Below are 16,634 nucleotides of genomic sequence, written 5' to 3' on the forward strand. Positions count from 1 at the left end.
CGTTGAGCGCGAGCAGGTTGGTCTGGAAGGCGATGTCGTCGATCACGCGGATGATGTCGGAGATCTTCTGCGAGGCGGTCTCGATGCGGGCCATGGCGTCGACCGCCTGGCCGGCGATGGCGCCGCCCGACTGCGCCGCCTGCATCGCCTCGTCGGCGATGCGCGCGGCATCCTTCGAGGCCTGGGCCGAGGCCTTGACGGAAGCGGCGAGCTCCTCGGTCGTGGCCGCGGTCTCCTCCAGCGAGGAGGCCTGTTCCTCGGTGCGCTTCGACAGGTCGTCGGCGCCCATGTTGATCTCGCGCGCCGCCAGCCCGACATCGGCCGAGGTCGTCTGGATCGTCGCCACCGTGTCCGAGAGGCGGTCAACCGTCTCGTTGATCGCGCCCTTGAGATCGGCGAAGCGGCCGCGATAGGCCGTCTCGACCCGGTTGGTCAGGTCGCCACCCGCGATCCCCTGCAGGATCTCCGCGAACTCCGTCGTCGCGCCGTCAACAACCGCGTTGATCTCGTTGATGCCGGCCACCAGCCGCTGCATCTGCTCGTCGGCATCCTCGATCTGGAGCCGTGCCGAGAAATCGCCGGCCGCAGCGGCGGCGACGACTTCGCCGACATCGGAGACCACCGCTTCCATCGACTGCGCCCGGGCAAGGCGCGCTGCGGCGGCAGCGCGTTCCTGCTCCTGCAGCAAGGCGACCTGCTCGGTGCTCTGGCGCAGCACGGAGACCGCGCGCGCCATGGCGCCGATCTCGTCCGGACGGTTGGAATGAGGGACGTTGACGCTGGTATCGCCTGCGGTGAGCTTCTCCATGACCTGGCTGAGGTCGAGGATCGGCTTGGTGATCGAGCGCTGCGCGAACACGAGCGCGACGCCGACCGAAACCAGCAGCGTCGTGAGCAGCACGAGCGGCATCAGCCACTGGATCTGCTGAGAGAAGACTGTGGCTTCATCGCCGACTGCGATACCGGCCTGCTCAATGCGCTGGCTGAAGCCGATCAACAGGTCGTTGAGGGCCTTACGATTGGCGCGATTGGCTTCGTTATTGCCCTGCTCATTCGCGGCTGCGGCGGAAACCTCGCGGCCGAGCCGAGCAGTTTCGGCCCGGAACGTGATGAATTCCTCGACGGCCTTGGCGATTTTCCCGACCGTTTCACGCTCTTCCGCCGGAGCGGCCTTCTGAAGGTCGGCGGTGAACTTGCGCAGTGTCGGGAGACGGTCCTCAATGCCCTTGCCGTATGCCTGCATTTCCTGCGGCGTTTTCGCCATGTAGACGCCGCGCGATTCCATCACCACGGCGGTGACGACGCCGTTGATGCGCTGGGTAAGCAACGCGACATTGCCCTGCATCTGGGAGCGCGAATTCAAGTCGTCCGCCTTTTGCAGGCCATAGATACTGATGATCGCCGACAGGATGGCGCCGCCGGCGACGATGGCCAGCATGGCGAGGATTTTCAGCCGGATTGATTTCATGATGACGCCCCGAGGCGGCTTCCCGACGATGGAAGCCGATCTAAACCCTGACCTTTGGGCGTTAATGATAAAAAACTGCTTAAAAGTTTATCATTAAGGCAATCCCGAATTCTGCTGCGGATGCTCTACGGCAGAGGCCAAGGACTCGCGTGCATGTGGTGGAGCTTATCGCTGATATGGCTTCGCATATGCCACGAAAGCTGAAATTCAACTGCAAGTGAATATGGTCATTCAAGCGCAGGTTGTGTATTTCACTATACCCTTCACAAGTGGCATGCTGGCGCCCCCCTTGATAGTGCGGCCTCTCCTGAACATGTTTGGCAGCATCCGCTGCCCTGTCTCGACCTCCGGTTGGCCATCTCATGTCTGAAAACAGCACCACCCCCGTGATGCACGCCACCACCATCCTCATGGTGCGCAAGGGCGGGCGCGTCGTCATCGGCGGCGACGGCCAGGTTTCGCTCGGCCAGACCATCATGAAGGGCAATGCCCGCAAGGTCCGCCGTCTCGCCAAGGGGCAGGTGATCGCGGGCTTCGCCGGTGCCACTGCCGATGCCTTCACCCTGTTCGAACGCCTGGAGAAGAAGCTGGAGCAATACCCGACCCAGTTGCTGCGCGCCTGCGTCGAGCTCGCCAAGGACTGGCGCACCGACCGCTATCTGCGCCGGCTGGAGGCGATGCTGCTCGTCGCCGACAAGGAGGTCTCGCTTTTGATCTCCGGCACCGGCGACGTGCTGGAGCCGGAAGCCAGCGAGCATGGCGCTGTGATGGCGATCGGCTCCGGCGGCAATTACGCGCTCTCGGCGGCACGCGCCCTGATCGATGTCGAGCCCGATGCCGAGGCGATCGTGCGCAAGGCGATGAAGATCGCCGGCGACATCTGCGTCTACACCAACCACTCGCTCGTCATCGAGACGCTGGAGGCGGCGTGACGCAGCGCGATCACGGCGAAATCGCCTTTCAGCCGGTCGAGCGGGGCGATTATGCGCTGCTGGCCGAGTGGCTACGCCGCCCCCATTGGCAGGAATGGTGGGGCGAGCCGGAGACCGAGCTCGGCTATATCCGAGACATGGTCGAGGGGCGCGATCTGACCTGCAGGCCGTTTCTGTTCGCAGTGACGGACAGGCCTGCCGGCTATATCCAGTTTTGGCATGTCGCGCCGCATCAACGACCCGAATGGGCGGATGACAATCCCTGGCTGATGCAGGTGCCGGCCACGGCGGTCGGCGTGGATCTGTCATTGGCCGATGGCGACCGGCTTGGTCAGGGTATCGGCTCGGCTGTGCTGCGCCGCTTCTGCGAGCAGCTCTGGTCTCAGGGCTATCGCACCATCGTCATCGATCCCGACCCCGGCAACGGACGTGCGGTCGCGGCCTATCGCAAGGCTGGCTTCCGGCCGATGCCGGAGGTCACGAGCGGCACTGATGCCGCTCTCATCATGCAGTTTCATTCGGACAAGCCAGCATCATGACTTCTTTTTCCCCCCGCGAGATCGTCTCGGAGCTCGACCGTTTCATCGTCGGCCAGAAGGACGCCAAGCGCGCCGTCGCTATTGCGCTCCGCAACCGCTGGCGCCGCCAGCAGCTCGAAGGGCCGCTGCGCGAGGAGGTCTCGCCGAAGAACATCCTGATGATCGGGCCGACCGGCTGCGGCAAGACCGAGATCGCGCGACGCCTTGCGAAGCTCGCCAATGCGCCCTTCCTCAAGGTCGAGGCGACGAAGTTCACCGAGGTCGGCTATGTCGGCCGCGACGTCGAGTCGATCGTGCGCGATCTTCTTGAGGTGGCGATCGCGCTGGTGCGCGAGAGCCGGCGCAAGGATGTCCAGGCCAAGGCCCATGTCGCGGCCGAGGAACGCGTGCTCGATGCCCTCGTCGGCGCCAATTCCAGCCAGGCGACGCGCGATTCCTTCCGTCGCAAGCTGCGCAACAACGAGCTCGACGACAAGGAGATCGAGGTCGAGGTGGCGGCAGGCAGTGGCGCCTCCGCGCCGATGTTCGAGGTTCCCGGCATGCCCGGCGCCTCGATCGGCGCGATCAACCTTTCCGACATGCTCGGCAAGGCCTTCGGCCAGAAGGGCAAGCCCAAGCGCGTCCTGGTCAAGGACGCCTATCAGCCGCTGCTGGCCGAGGAGAGCGACAAGCTCATCGACCAGGATGCGATCATCCAGGCTGCGATCCGCGAGGTCGAGGAGAACGGCATCGTCTTCCTCGACGAGATCGACAAGATCTGCGCCCGCGAGGGCAAGGGCGGCGCCGATGTCTCGCGCGAAGGCGTGCAGCGTGACCTGCTGCCGCTGATCGAAGGCACCACCGTCGCGACCAAGCACGGCGCCGTGAAGAGCGACCATATCCTCTTCATCGCATCAGGCGCCTTCCACGTCTCGCGCCCCTCCGATTTGCTGCCGGAATTGCAGGGCCGCCTGCCGATCCGCGTCGAGCTCAACCCGCTCGACATCGAGGATTTCAAGCGCATCCTGACCGAGACGGAAGCGAGCCTGATCAAGCAGTCGGTGGCGCTGATGGCGACCGAGGAGGTCAGCGTGACCTTCACGCCGGACGCGATCGACGCCATCGCCCGCATCGCCGTCGAGGTGAATTCCACGGTCGAGAACATCGGCGCCCGCCGGCTCCAGACGGTGATCGAACGCATTCTGGACGAGATTTCGTTCACGGCGCCGGATCGTTCCGGTGAGGTCGTGACGATCGATGCGGCCTATGTCGAGGCCCGCATCGGCGATCTCGCCAAGAATGCCGACCTGAGCCGGTTCATTCTCTGATGGAGAAGCCGGCGGCATCGACGCCGGAATCCTCCCGTCTGGCCCGCGATTCCGCGGTCGTCGGCGCGGCCACGATCGCCTCGCGCCTGCTCGGCTTTGCCCGTGACGTTCTGATCGCGCGGCTGCTTGGCGGCGGGCCGGTGGCCGATGCTTTCCTCGCGGCTTTGCGCCTGCCCAATCTCGTCCGGCGCGTGCTCGGCGAGGGCGGCCTCAATGCGCCCTTCGTGCCGCTCTATCTCTCCATCAAGGGCGAGCGTGGCGAAGCGGCGGCACGCGGCTTTGCTGGCGAGGGGGCCGGGCAGATCGGCCTGTTGCTGCTGGTGCTCGTTGGATTTGGTGAGCTGTTCGCGCCCTGGCTCGTGCTCGGCCTGGCCGGCGGCTTCGCCGATGCGCCCGAAACCCTGGCGCTGGCGGCGTCTTACACGCGATTGATGCTGCCCTTCCTGTTCCTGACCACGCTGGCTGCCATGCTGGCCGCGTTGCTCAATGCCGAGAAGCGCTTTGCCGTCGCGGCCTTGGCCCCGGCCCTGATGAACGCGATCCTGCTCGTCGTGCTGCTGCTGCTGCACGCGAAGGGCGCGCCGCCGGAAACGGGCGCGCGCTGGCTCGCGCTCTGCACCAGCCTGACCGGCCTCGCTCATCTCGTCATGATCTTGCTGGCACTGCGCGGCCCCGGTCTGCCGCGGCCGCGCCTGCGCTGGTCGCCGGACATGACCCGGCTCGTCCGCACCGGTGGAGCCACCCTGCTCGCGGCTTCCGCCGCGCAGCTCGTCCTGCTGGTGGCGACGCAGATCGCCTCGACCGGCCCGGGCGCCGTCGCCGCGCTCTATTATGCCGATCGCGTCTTCCAGCTCCCGCTCGGTTTCGTCGGCGTCGCGATGGGCACCGTCGTGCTCTCCGACATGGCGCTGGCTGCAGACCGGGAAGGCCCTGACGTCATGCTCGGTCAGGCGCTGGCGCTGGGCCTCGCGCTGGCATTGCCCGCCGCTACCGCGCTGGTCGCGCTGGCTGAGCCGATTGTTTCCGTGCTGTTCGAGCATGGCCGCTTCGATGCCGCCGATCGCGATCGCACGGCGGCGGCGCTTGCCGCCTTCGGTTACGGCCTGCCCTTTGCCATCGCCGCAAAAGTCTTCGGACAGGTCTATTTCGTCCGTCGTGCGCCGCGCCTGCCTTTGATCTCCGGCGGCCTCGCGGTGCTGATCGCCGCCATCATCGGCTTCTGCCTGGCGGACGAGAGCAATGCTGCCGGGGTGGCTGCGCTTGCGGCGACCTGCGCCTTCGTTGCGCAGGCCTGCCTGCTCGGCGGAATGCTGCTGCGGGACGGCATCTGGCGCCCGAGCCTCATTGCCTTGCGGCCGATCGCCGCCAGCCTCGGCGCCAGCGCAGTCATGCTGGCTGTGCTGGAACTGCTGCTCAGACTGCTGAACGGGCCTTTGGCCTCCGATCAGCCGGCCTTGCACCGGGTCGGAGCGCTCGGACTGCTCTGCCTTGCGGGGCTCGCGAGCTACGGCGCCGCGGGCTGGGCGCTAGGGGCCTTCGGCGCTCTCCCCTTGCGCAAGCGGCGGGGTTGAGCCAGAAGCGCCGCTTCCCTTCTCCATCGTGACGACGGAGTGCCCCATGTCGGGTTTTCATCAGCGCGTATTCTCAGGCATGCAGCCGACTTCGACGCTGCATCTCGGCAATTATCTGGGCGCGCTGACCAACTGGGTCGCGATGCAGGATACGCATGAATGCATCTATTGCGTCGTCGACATGCACGCGATCACGATGTGGCAGGACCCGGCCGACCTGAAGCGTGCCATCCGCGAGGTCACGGCCGCCTATATCGCGGCCGGCGTCGATCCCAAGCGCAGCATCATCTTCAACCAGAGCCAGGTGCACGGCCATGCCGAGCTCGCCTGGGTGTTCAACTGCGTCGCCCGCCTTGGCTGGCTCAACCGCATGACCCAGTTCAAGGAAAAGGCCGGCAAGGACCGCGAGAACGCCTCGGTGGGCCTCTATGCCTATCCGAACCTGATGGCGGCCGACATCCTGCTCTACAAGGCGACGCATGTGCCCGTCGGCGAGGACCAGAAGCAGCATCTGGAGTTGACCCGCGACATCGCCCAGAAGTTCAACAACGATTTCGGGGCTCAGATCGCCGAACGCGGCCTCGGCACCGGCGAGCTCGGCTTCTTCCCGCTGCCCGAGCCGATGATCCAGGGCCCGGCGCCGCGCGTGATGAGCCTGCGCGACGGCACCAAGAAGATGTCGAAATCGGATGCCTCCGACTATTCGCGCATCAACCTGACCGATGATGCCGAGGCGATCGCCCAGAAGATCCGCAAGGCCAAGACCGATCCGGAGGCGTTGCCCTCCGAGGAGAAGGGCCTTGAGGGCCGTCCGGAGGCGGAGAACCTCGTCGGCATCTATGCCGGTCTCTCGGGAGCGTCGAAGGATGCCGTGCTCAAGCAGTTCGGCGGCAGCCAGTTTTCCGGCTTCAAGGCGGCGCTGGTCGATCTCGCGGTCGAGAAGCTCGCGCCCATCGCCGGCGAGATGCGCCGCCTGCTGGCGGACCCCAAGCATATCGACGATATCCTCGGCGCGGGCGCCGATCGGGCCGATGCGATCGCCGCGCCGATCATGCGCGAGGTCAAGGACATCGTGGGCTTCGTCCGGAGTCGGTGACGTAAGGGTCTGCCCTCGCTATGGGCGCTGTTTTGACGCTGGGCATTTTTGGTCGGCGGGCAGGAGCGTGGCCGCAGCAAACCGCCCGGTTTGCAAGGCCGCGCGACGCACCAGCCGCCCAAAATGCCCGCGCCCCTTCGGGGTCGAACCAAAACGGGCGATAGCTGTGTCGGTCCCTTGCCCGATACCTCGGGTATCGGGCGGCGGGCTCCTCCTTGCTCTCGACCGTTTTGGTTCGATCAAAATAGTGCCCATAGCGAGGGCAGACCCTGGGTGCACTTGCGCCGGGGTACCGGCGCAGGCCACCATGCCCGTCCCTGAAGCGGCGGCAGGACAGTTCATGGTCAAGAGACGGCGGTCCTACGAGACGGGCCATCGCCCGAAATTCCTCGCCGTGGTCGACGGCAGCGAGGAATGCGGCAAGGCGATTCGCTTCGCCGCGCGTCGCTGCGCCCGTGTCGGCGCGGCGATCGTTCTGCTCGGCGTCGCGACCCCGCCCGAGCACGAGACCTGGCTCGGTGTCGGCGAAGTGATGCAGGCCGAAGCCGAGGCCGAGGCCGAAAAGCGCCTTGAAGGCGCTGCCGCGGCGGTGCGTGCGCTGGCCGGGCTCGAACCCGAGATGGTCGTGCGCGTCGGCAACAAGGCCGACGAGCTCGTCAAGCTGATCGAGGAGGACGAGGATATCTCGCTGCTCGTGCTGGCGGCTGGTACGAGCAGCAAGGGGCCGGGCCCGCTGGTCTCGGCGCTTGCCGGCAAGTCCTCGGCGAGCTTCCCGATCCCCGTCGCCATCGTGCCGGGCCATCTGGAGGATGAGGAAATCGACGCCCTCGCCTGAAGATGGCGGCCTGCGCGTCCATGCCGCTGGAATGATTCCAGCCGGCAGCCTATATCGGAGCCAGGAACGGCGACCTTGAATCGCCGGTACCGGAGGCAAGCCCATGTTCATCCAGACCGAAGCGACGCCGAATCCGGCGACCCTCAAGTTTCTTCCCGGCCGCGCGGTCATGCCCGACGGCACGCTCGACCTGCGCGACGTCATCGACGCCGAGCGCTCGCCGCTGGCGCAGCGCCTGTTCGGCGTCTCCGGCGTCTCCGGTGTCTTCCTCGGCTCCGATTTCATCACCGTCACCAAGTCGGACGGTGAATGGCCGCATCTGAAGCCCGCGATCCTCGGCGCGATCATGGAGCATTTCATGTCGGGCGCCCCGGTCCTGGCTGCCGGCTCGGCCGCCGACGTGATCGAGGAGGGCGAGTTCTTCGATCCCGCCGATGCGCAGACCGTCGAGACGATCAAGGACCTGCTCGAAACCCGCATCCGCCCGGCGGTGGCCGGCGATGGTGGCGACATCACCTTCCGCGGCTATCGCGACGGCACAGTCTATCTGGCGATGAAGGGCTCCTGCTCGGGCTGCCCCTCCTCGACCGCGACGCTGAAGCACGGCATCCAGAACCTGCTGCGCCACTTCCTGCCGGATGTGCGCGAAGTCGAAGCCATCTGAGCGAAACGGAACCGTTGGTGACGATGAGCCGGGCCTTTCGCGGAATGACATCCTGATGCGCATTCTCGCGATCGATACCGCGCTTGGTGCCTGCTCGGCCTGCGTGATGGACACCGCCGACATGGTGAAGCCGCTGGCGGTCGAGCAGGTCGCCATGGATCGCGGCCATGCCGAGGCGCTGATGCCGCTGGTCGAGCGGGTCATGAAGGATGTCGAGGGCGGCTTCGGCTCGCTCTCCCGCGTCGCCGTCACCGTCGGCCCCGGCAGCTATACCGGCCTGCGTGTCGGCGTCAGCGCGGCCCGCGCCATCGCCTTCGCGGCCGGCATCCCGGCGGTCGGCGTCACCACCGTCGCGGCCTGTGCCGCGCCCCTGATCGGGCGCGAGTCGGGCCGCGTCATCGCCGCTGCGCTCGACGCCAAGCACGGGCAGGTCTGGTTCCAGGCCCTGACGGCCGAAGGCAAGCCGCTGGTCTCGCTCCGGCAGGTCAGCTATCGCGATGCGGCCCGCGCCATCGGCGCCGGCCCCGTCAGCCTCGTCGGCTCGTCGGCTCTGGCCGTCGCCAACGAAGCCTGGGCGATCGGCCTCGACGCGCTGGTGATCGACGATGCCAAGGCGCCCGATATCGCCTGGGTCGCCCGGCTCGGCTTCATCGCCGATCCCGAAAGCGCGCCGCCCCGCCCGCTCTACCTGAAGGCGCCCGAGACGACGCCGCAGGACAAAGCCCGCCTGCCGCGCCGGTGAGCGCATCCTCCAAATGGTGGTTGCCGTTGCGTCAATCTGTGCGAACAGGAGGCATGGCTTGGCTGCGCAGATTGCTTCACGCTGATTCGGTCCCGCTGCGGACGATGCGGCTCGATGCCGGGCACGCGCTCGATGTCGCGACCCTGCATCATCATGGCGGCTTCGCCCGTGGCTGGGAGCCTGCCGAGTGCGCGGCGTTGATCGCCGATCCCGCGGTCATGACGGACGGCGTCTTCAGCGGCGGCGGCAGGCATCCCGAAGGCTTCGTCATCTCCCGCAAGGCCGCCGACGAGGCGGAGATCCTGAGCATCGTCGTCGCGCCCGCCCGTCGCCGCGATGGTTTCGGCCGCGCCCTGCTCGCCGCACATCTTGCCCGTCTGGCCGAAGAGGGCGCCGCGCAGGTCTTTCTCGAAGTCGAGGAGGGCAACCTGCCGGCAGAGCGGCTCTACCGCCATTTCGGTTTCCGCGAGGTAGGCCGGCGCAAGGGCTATTACCCCAAGCCCGATGGGACGCGCGCGACCGCGATCGCGATGCGGCTCGATCTTGCGTGACAAGCCGGCGCAATCGCGCCATTGACGGCACTCCAGTTTCCACGAGATCGCCGCTTCGCCGATGACCGGACCCGCCTGCGCATGAACGGACTCCGCATTGGCGCGCTCGCCCGGCTGGTGATGCTGTGCACGGGTACGCTCGGGCTCGTCCTCGCCCAGCTGGTCGTCATGCGAGTCATGCCCTCGCGGCGAGGGGCCTTGCCGCTGCGCTTCCACCGCCTGACCTGCTGGTGCCTCGGCGTTCGGCGAAAGGTCCAGGGTGCTCCGCCACCGGCCGGAACCGGGGCGCTGATCGTCGCCAACCACGTCTCCTGGCTCGATATCGGCGTGATCGGCGCCGAGCGCGAGCTCGCCTTCGTCGCCAAGAGCGAGGTCGGCGAATGGCCGGTGGTCGGCTTCCTCGCCAATCTACAGCGCACGCTCTACATCGACCGGCAGCGCCGCAGTGCGACCGCCGGCATGGCCGCCACCATGGGCGCGCGCATCGCCAATGGCGAGGAGGTCGTGCTCTTCGCCGAAGGCACGACCGGCGACGGCACGCGCATCCTGCCTTTCCGCTCCTCCCTGCTCGGCGCCGCGCATCAGGCGATGGGCGATGCCACGGCGGATGTGACGGTCTATCCGCTGACCCTCACCTATACCGGCTGGCAGGGCCTTCCGGGCGGGCGCGGCGGGCGCGCGTCCCTGGCCTGGTATGGCGATACCGAACTCTGGCCGCATCTCAAGCATGTGCTGGAATGCGGCGCGGTCGATGTCGAACTGGTCTGGGGCGAGCCGATCGTGATGGGTCGAAAGACCTCGCGCAAGGAAGCGGCGCGGCTGGCCGAAGCATCCGTCCGCAAGGCCCGCCAGCGGGCTGTCACCGGCCGCGCGGAGGCGTGACACCGGTTGGTCCGCCGCTTGCTTATCTTGCCCTTGCGCCCTGCGGCCGTTCCCAAGGCGCCCGATCCGCAGTAAAGAATGCGCTTTGGAGACCCGATCCGCACCGATGAAGAAAGTCCATATCAAGTCTTTCGGCTGCCAGATGAACGTCTATGACGGGCAGCGCATGGCCGATATCCTGAGCCATCAGGGCTATGAGGAGACGGCGACGCCGGAGGGTGCGGACCTCATCCTGCTCAACACCTGCCATATCCGCGACCGCGCGGTGCAGAAGGTCTATACCGAGCTCGGCAAGCTCCGCGACATCAAGAAGGCGCAAGGCGCCGAAGGCCAGGAGACGAAGATCGTCGTGGCGGGCTGCGTTGCCCAGGCTGAGGGCGGCGAGATCCAGCGTCGCCAGCCTGCCGTCGATCTCGTGGTCGGGCCGCAGGCCTATCACCGCCTGCCCGAATTGCTGGCCGAGGCGGGCAAGCGCCGCGTCGTCGATACCGATCTGCCGGTCGAGGACAAGTTCGGCTTCCTGCCGGCGCCGAAGCGTCAGGCGATCCTGGCGCGCGGCGTCTCGGCCTTCGTCACCGTGCAGGAAGGCTGTGACAAGTTCTGCGCCTTCTGCGTCGTGCCCTATACGCGCGGCGCCGAGTTCTCGCGGCCGGTCGCGCAGATCATGGCCGAGGTCGAGCGCCTCGCCGAGGCCGGCGTGCGCGACGTCACCCTGATCGGCCAGAACGTCAACGCCTATCATGGCGAGGGGCCGGACGGCGCGGTCTGGAGCCTGGCGCGCCTGATGCACCGGGTCGCCGCGGTGCCGGGCATCGCCCGCATCCGCTATACCACCAGCCATCCCCGCGACATGGACGACGACCTCATCGCCGCCCATCGCGACCTGCCGCAGGTCATGCCTTTCCTGCACCTACCGGTGCAGGCGGGTTCGGACCGCATCCTCGCCGCGATGAACCGCAAGCATACTGGCGACGAATACCGCCGCCTGATCGCGCGCATCCGCGACGCCCGGCCCGATATCGCACTCTCCTCGGATTTCATCGTCGGCTTCCCCGGCGAAACCGATGCCGATTTCGAGGATACGATCCGTCTCGTCGACGAGATCGGCTTCGCGTCCAGCTATTCCTTCAACTATTCGCCGCGCCCCGGCACGCCGGCGGCCGATCTCGACGCGCAGGTTCCGCGCGAACTGATGAAGGAGCGGCTCTACCGTTTGCAGGAGCGCATCGAGCATCACCGGCAGGCCTTCAACCGGGCCATGGTCGGACGGACGGTGGATGTCCTCCTGGAAAGAGCGGGACGCTATCCGGGACAGCTTGCCGGCAAGTCGCCCTATCTGCAGGCTGTGCAGATCGAGAGCGACGCGAATCAGATCGGCGACATCGTGCGGGTGGTGATCGAGAAGACGAGCACGAATTCCCTGTTCGGCCGGCTGGTGGAAGCCGGAGAGACCGATGGAAAGGGGCTGGCCGCTTGAGCGCGCCCGGGCTCATCACCATTTGCCAGGGACGGGCGCCGGCCTGTCATCAGGCTGAGATTGTTGCGTCCGGTTATGCTGCGAGACGACCCGGCCGGGCGCTCCTGCCCGGCTGGAATAGGTACCGGAACCGGATCATCCGGCTCTCGGACCTGAAGCGAGGCGACGCATTTGGCACAGGCTGATTCGACGCAAAGACCCGATCGGAACCCGCGGCGCGATCTCGCGCCCGCCCGCCCCGAGGGCGGCGTGCGCGAAAGCGCGGTCCGTGAAGGGCTTTCGGCGACGGAGGTCGTGCTCTCCTTCGACGACAACCGGCTCGCGAGCCTGGTTTTCGGCCAGTACGATCAGAACCTCGCCCATCTCGAGCGCCGGCTCGGCGTCGTGGTCAGCCCCAACGGCAACCACGTCACGGTGAAGGGCGCCCGCGAGACGGCCGAGCAGGCCGGGCGCGTGCTGAAGACGCTCTATGCCCGTGCCAAGGCCGGCGCGCCGGTCACGCTCGGCGAGGTCGATGGCGCGATCGAGGAAAGCAACGTGCAGCGCTCGCTCTTCCCGACCGCCGATGCCGGCAAGACCTCCTTTGACGCGGTCGTGACCCGCAAGCGCGGGCCGGTCCGGGCGCGCAACGCGGCGCAGGATGCCTATCTGCGCCAGCTCAAGCGCCACGAACTGGTGCTTGCCGAAGGCCCGGCCGGCACCGGCAAGACCTGGCTTGCGGTCGGCCACGCCGTCTCGCTGATCGAGCAGGGCGTGGTCGAGCGCATGATCCTGTCGCGCCCGGCCGTCGAAGCCGGCGAGCGCCTCGGCTTCCTGCCCGGCGACATGCGCGAGAAGGTCGATCCCTATCTGCGCCCGATCTATGACGCGCTGAACGACTTCATGGAGGCGCGCCATGTCGAGCGCGGCCTGCAGACCGGCATGATCGAGATCGCGCCGCTCGCCTTTATGCGCGGGCGCACCCTCTCCAATGCCGTGGTGCTGCTCGACGAGGCCCAGAACACCACCTCGATGCAGATGAAGATGTTCCTCACCCGCCTGGGCGAGGGCTCGCGCATGATCATCACCGGCGATCCCTCGCAGATCGACCTGCCACCGGGCCAGCGCTCGGGCCTGATCGAGGCCGTCAAGCTGCTCAAGGATGTCGAAGGCGTCGGCTATGCCCGCTTCGAGGAGGGCGACGTCGTCCGGCATGATCTGGTGCGACGCATCGTCATGGCCTATGAGAGCGCTGCGCGCCATGAGCGTGCGGAACGGGAAGAGCGCTTGCGCAATCCCGAGGCGCCCCCGGATCTCAACCGGGAAGGCGACAGCGAAGGGCTGAAGCGGATGTTGGCGCGGGAGCGGCCGCGATGAAGGATCGACCTCGCGGGCGGCGCTTGGCGCCGCCACCCGAGAAGACGTCTCCGGAGATCCATCTCGACGTCAGGGCGCAGTCCCGCCGCTGGCATGAGCTCGGCAAGCTGCCGGGCCTGCGCGCCTTGTTGAACGAGGCGCTGGAAGCCGGGATCGCGGTGGCCCCGCGCAAGCCCATGCCCGGCGCCGAGCTCAGCCTGCTGCTCACCGACGACAAGCGCATCCGCATCGTCAATCGCGACTGGCGCGGCTTCGACAAGGCGACGAACGTGCTCTCCTTTCCGGCCGCGCCGCCGGAGCGCATCGCGCAGAGCCCGCTGCTGGGCGACATCGTCATCGCCTATGAGACGGTACTGCGCGAGGCGGAGGCCGAATCCAAGAGCGTGACGGACCATCTGCGCCATCTCGCGATTCACGGCCTGCTTCATCTCCTCGGCGAGGATCACGAGACAGAGGCCGAGGCGCGCCGCATGGAAGCGCTCGAAGTCGAAGCTCTTGCCCGCCTCGGCGTGGCCGATCCCTATGCCGGTGCCGAGCTCGTCACGGCGCCCGTTCCTTCTTCCGTGTAAGCCCCCACGATCATGAGCGACGACAGTCGACAATCCCAGACCGAAACCGCCGGCCGTGGCCTCGGCCACTGGCTCGGCCAGTTCCTTGACCGGCTCGGCCTGCGCGGCGGCGGCACCGCCCGCGAGGAGATCGTCGAGGCCCTGGCCGAGGAGAACGGCGAACTCGCCGACCTGTCCGCCCAGGAACGCGCGATGCTCACCAATGTGCTGAGCCTGCGCGAGCGCCGTGTCGGCGATGTCATGATCCCGCGCGCCGATATCGTCGCCGTCCCGGCCGAGGCGACGCTGGACGAGTTGCTCGCGCATTTCCGCACCGCCGGCCATTCGCGCCTGCCCGTCTTCGACGATACGCTCGATGACCCCCGCGGCATGGTTCATATCCGCGACTTCCTCGAATATATCGCCGAGAAGGCCCGCCCCGGAGAAAACGGGCCGCCGGACGAGAACGGCAAGCTCGCGATTCCGCACACGCTGTCCGCCGTCGATCTTTCGACGCGCCTGTCCGAGACCAAGCTGCTGCGACCCGTCCTCTACGTGCCGCCCTCGATGCCGGCGGTCGACCTGCTCGTCCGGATGCAGTCGACCCGCACCCATATCGCGCTCGTCATCGACGAATATGGCGGCACCGACGGCCTCGTCTCGATCGAGGACCTGATCGAGATCGTCGTCGGCGATATCGAGGACGAGCATGATCTCGAGGAAACGCCGATCGTCCCGGCCGGCGAGAACCGCTTCACGGCGGATGCCCGCGCGACGCTGGCCGAGCTCAAGATCGCGACAGGCGTCGATCTCTCGGGCAACGAGATCGCCGACGACATCGATACACTGGGCGGGCTGATCGTCACGCTTGCGGGCCGCGTTCCCGCACTGGGAGAGACGGTGAGGGGGCCGGACGGGCTCAGCTTCGAGATCCTCGATTCCGATCAGCGCCGCGTGAAGCGCCTGACCATCCATTGTCGCAGCGAACCTGAGGCCGAAGAACCGGCGATGGAGCCGGGTTGATGGGGCTCTCCGGCGTCGCGGAAGCCGTCATCCTGGGCTGGGGCTGGCGGAAGCGCCTGATCGCGCTTTTCGCTGGCGCGAGCGGCGCTCTCGCCTTGCCGCCGCTCGACCTCTGGCCTGTTATCGTCGTACCGATGACCGTCGCGGTCTGGCTGATCGACGGCGCCGTCGGCACCAGTCTCTGGCGCCGGTTCCGGGCTGCTTTCGCCGTCGGCTGGTGGTGGGGTTTCGGCTTCTTCCTCGCCGGCCTCTGGTGGCTCGGCGCCGCCTTTCTCGTCGAGGCCGACAAATTCGCCTGGGCGATGCCGCTCGGCGTTGTCGCCTTGCCGGCCTTTCTCGCCGTCTTCCCGGCCTTCGCCTTCGGCTTCGCCCGCCTGGCCTGGCCCAAGGGCGCCGGGCGCATCCTCGTGCTTGCCGCGATGCTGGCGCTCAGCGAATGGCTGCGCGGCCATGTCCTGACCGGCTTCCCCTGGAACGTCTATGGCATGATGCTGGCGGGCGAAATTCATCTTGCGCAGGCTGCGTCGCTGATCGGGCTCTATGGCCTGACCCTGTTCGCCGTGGCGATCGGCGCGGCTCCGGCGGTGCTTGGAACCGCGGAGACCCCGGCCGGGCGCCGCCTGCCGCCGCTTCTGGCGCTCGCCGCATTGGCCGGCCTCTTCGCTTTCGGGTACTGGCGCGTGCCGTCCGCTCCCGCGCCGCTCGTGGCCGGGGTGAAGCTGCGGCTGATGCAGCCCAATCTGCCGCAGGATGCCAAGTTCAATGGCCGCAACGGCGAGGCGATCCTGAACGGCTACCTCGCCCTGAGCGACCGGGCGACCAGCCCGACCACGCCCGGCCTTCAGAACGTCACGCATCTGATCTGGCCGGAATCGGCCTTTCCCTTCCTGCTCGGCCGCACGCCCGGCGCCCTGTCGCGCATCGGGACCGTGCTGCCGCCCGACGTGACGCTGATCACCGGCGCGGCGCGGGCCGGCGAGACGCTGCCCGGCGAAAGCCGGCCGCCGATCTACAATGCGATCCAGGTGGTCAATGACGAGGGCGTCATCGTCGCCAGCTACGACAAGGTCCATCTCGTTCCCTTCGGCGAGTATCTGCCGCCATTCCTCGATGCGCTGATCCGCGGTGTCGGCCTGTCGGAATTTGTCTCGATACCCGGCGGGTTTGCGTCGGGAAACGTACGAACGCCGCTTGCAATCAAGGGTCTTCCGACGGCGGCGCCGCTGATCTGCTACGAGGCGGTGTTCCCGGGCGAGGTCGCCGCGCGCGGCCCTCGCGCCGGCTTCTTCCTGAACCTGACCAATGATGGCTGGTTCGGCCAGACCAGCGGCCCCTACCAGCATTTCGCTCAGTCGCGGTTGCGCAGCATCGAGGAAGGCTTGCCGTTGGTGCGCGTCGCCAATACCGGCATTTCGGCCGTGGTCGACGCCTATGGACGGACGATCGCGAGCCTGCCGCTCGGTGTCGAAGGCGTGCTCGATTCGGGGCTGCCGCGCGCTGGTCCCGTCACGCCCTACGCCCGGTTGGGCGATAGCCTCTTTGCTGGGCTTGTGCTTATTTTTCTTGCACTTTCCCGGTTTAGGGTTCGAGAATGATCCCAATTGGAACTTTTTCGCGCTGGAGGGTGGATTAGCTGCGGCGCC

General features: G+C 67.1%; 16 protein-coding genes. 15 read left to right on the forward strand and 1 reads right to left on the reverse strand.

The window, feature by feature from the left end; all coding sequences use genetic code 11:
* A partial coding sequence (locus tag NUV79_RS10610; RefSeq protein WP_257733055.1) for a methyl-accepting chemotaxis protein occupies nucleotides 1–1,468 on the reverse strand: 1,468 nt, incomplete at its 3' end.
* Between the two features lie 362 nt (nucleotides 1,469–1,830).
* Here NUV79_RS10610 and hslV point away from each other — a divergent pair.
* The 15 genes from hslV (at nucleotide 1,831) to lnt (ending at nucleotide 16,586) form a co-directional block, all read left to right on the forward strand.
* A complete protein-coding gene (gene hslV / locus NUV79_RS10615) occupies nucleotides 1,831–2,400 on the forward strand; it encodes an ATP-dependent protease subunit HslV (RefSeq protein WP_308218181.1) in 570 nt (189 codons plus the stop codon).
* Nucleotides 2,397–2,939: an acetyltransferase gene (locus NUV79_RS10620; RefSeq protein WP_257733056.1), complete on the forward strand. Its 543-nt coding sequence runs from the start codon at nucleotides 2,397–2,399 to the stop codon at nucleotides 2,937–2,939. Before hslV ends, NUV79_RS10620 begins: the two co-directional genes overlap by 4 nt.
* Nucleotides 2,936–4,246: an ATP-dependent protease ATPase subunit HslU gene (gene hslU, locus NUV79_RS10625; protein ID WP_257733057.1), complete on the forward strand. Its 1,311-nt coding sequence runs from the start codon at nucleotides 2,936–2,938 to the stop codon at nucleotides 4,244–4,246. The genes NUV79_RS10620 and hslU overlap by 4 nt, the downstream gene beginning before the upstream one ends.
* A complete protein-coding gene (gene murJ, locus NUV79_RS10630; protein WP_257733058.1) occupies nucleotides 4,246–5,817 on the forward strand; it encodes a murein biosynthesis integral membrane protein MurJ in 1,572 nt (523 codons plus the stop codon). Before hslU ends, murJ begins: the two co-directional genes overlap by 1 nt.
* Before the next feature lie 46 nt (nucleotides 5,818–5,863).
* A complete protein-coding gene (trpS, locus tag NUV79_RS10635) occupies nucleotides 5,864–6,913 on the forward strand; it encodes a tryptophan--tRNA ligase (protein ID WP_257733059.1) in 1,050 nt (349 codons plus the stop codon).
* Between the two features lie 340 nt (nucleotides 6,914–7,253).
* The gene (locus NUV79_RS10640; RefSeq protein WP_257733060.1) at nucleotides 7,254–7,748 is read left to right on the forward strand and encodes a universal stress protein; all 495 of its coding nucleotides are present in this window, start codon (nucleotides 7,254–7,256) and stop codon (nucleotides 7,746–7,748) included.
* 103 nt (nucleotides 7,749–7,851) lie between these two features.
* Entirely contained in the window at nucleotides 7,852–8,412 is a 561-nt protein-coding gene (locus NUV79_RS10645; protein ID WP_257733061.1) for a NifU family protein, read from the forward strand.
* Nucleotides 8,413–8,467: 55 nt separating this feature from the next.
* A complete protein-coding gene (gene tsaB / locus NUV79_RS10650) occupies nucleotides 8,468–9,154 on the forward strand; it encodes a tRNA (adenosine(37)-N6)-threonylcarbamoyltransferase complex dimerization subunit type 1 TsaB (protein ID WP_257733062.1) in 687 nt (228 codons plus the stop codon).
* Between the two features lie 71 nt (nucleotides 9,155–9,225).
* On the forward strand, nucleotides 9,226–9,705 hold the full coding sequence (locus NUV79_RS10655; protein ID WP_257733063.1) for a GNAT family N-acetyltransferase: 480 nt from the start codon (nucleotides 9,226–9,228) through the stop codon (nucleotides 9,703–9,705).
* Between the two features lie 81 nt (nucleotides 9,706–9,786).
* Nucleotides 9,787–10,587: a lysophospholipid acyltransferase family protein gene (locus NUV79_RS10660; RefSeq protein ID WP_257733064.1), complete on the forward strand. Its 801-nt coding sequence runs from the start codon at nucleotides 9,787–9,789 to the stop codon at nucleotides 10,585–10,587.
* Nucleotides 10,588–10,693: 106 nt separating this feature from the next.
* Nucleotides 10,694–12,064, forward strand: a complete 1,371-nt coding sequence (gene miaB / locus NUV79_RS10665; RefSeq protein ID WP_257733065.1) for a tRNA (N6-isopentenyl adenosine(37)-C2)-methylthiotransferase MiaB — start codon at nucleotides 10,694–10,696, stop codon at nucleotides 12,062–12,064.
* A 249-nt stretch (nucleotides 12,065–12,313) separates the two neighbouring features.
* A complete protein-coding gene (locus NUV79_RS10670) occupies nucleotides 12,314–13,420 on the forward strand; it encodes a PhoH family protein (RefSeq protein ID WP_257733270.1) in 1,107 nt (368 codons plus the stop codon).
* Entirely contained in the window at nucleotides 13,417–13,989 is a 573-nt protein-coding gene (gene ybeY / locus NUV79_RS10675) for an rRNA maturation RNase YbeY (protein ID WP_257733066.1), read from the forward strand. Before NUV79_RS10670 ends, ybeY begins: the two co-directional genes overlap by 4 nt.
* Nucleotides 13,990–14,001: 12 nt before the next feature.
* The gene (locus NUV79_RS10680) at nucleotides 14,002–14,991 is read left to right on the forward strand and encodes a hemolysin family protein (protein WP_257733067.1); all 990 of its coding nucleotides are present in this window, start codon (nucleotides 14,002–14,004) and stop codon (nucleotides 14,989–14,991) included.
* Nucleotides 14,991–16,586, forward strand: coding sequence for an apolipoprotein N-acyltransferase (gene lnt / locus NUV79_RS10685; protein ID WP_257733068.1), 1,596 nt, complete (start codon nucleotides 14,991–14,993; stop codon nucleotides 16,584–16,586). The genes NUV79_RS10680 and lnt overlap by 1 nt, the downstream gene beginning before the upstream one ends.
* The last annotated feature ends 48 nt before the right edge of the window (nucleotides 16,587–16,634 follow it).

Source organism: Allobosea sp. 47.2.35 (assembly GCF_024655635.1).
In the GTDB taxonomy this organism is placed as follows: domain Bacteria; phylum Pseudomonadota; class Alphaproteobacteria; order Rhizobiales; family Beijerinckiaceae; genus Allobosea.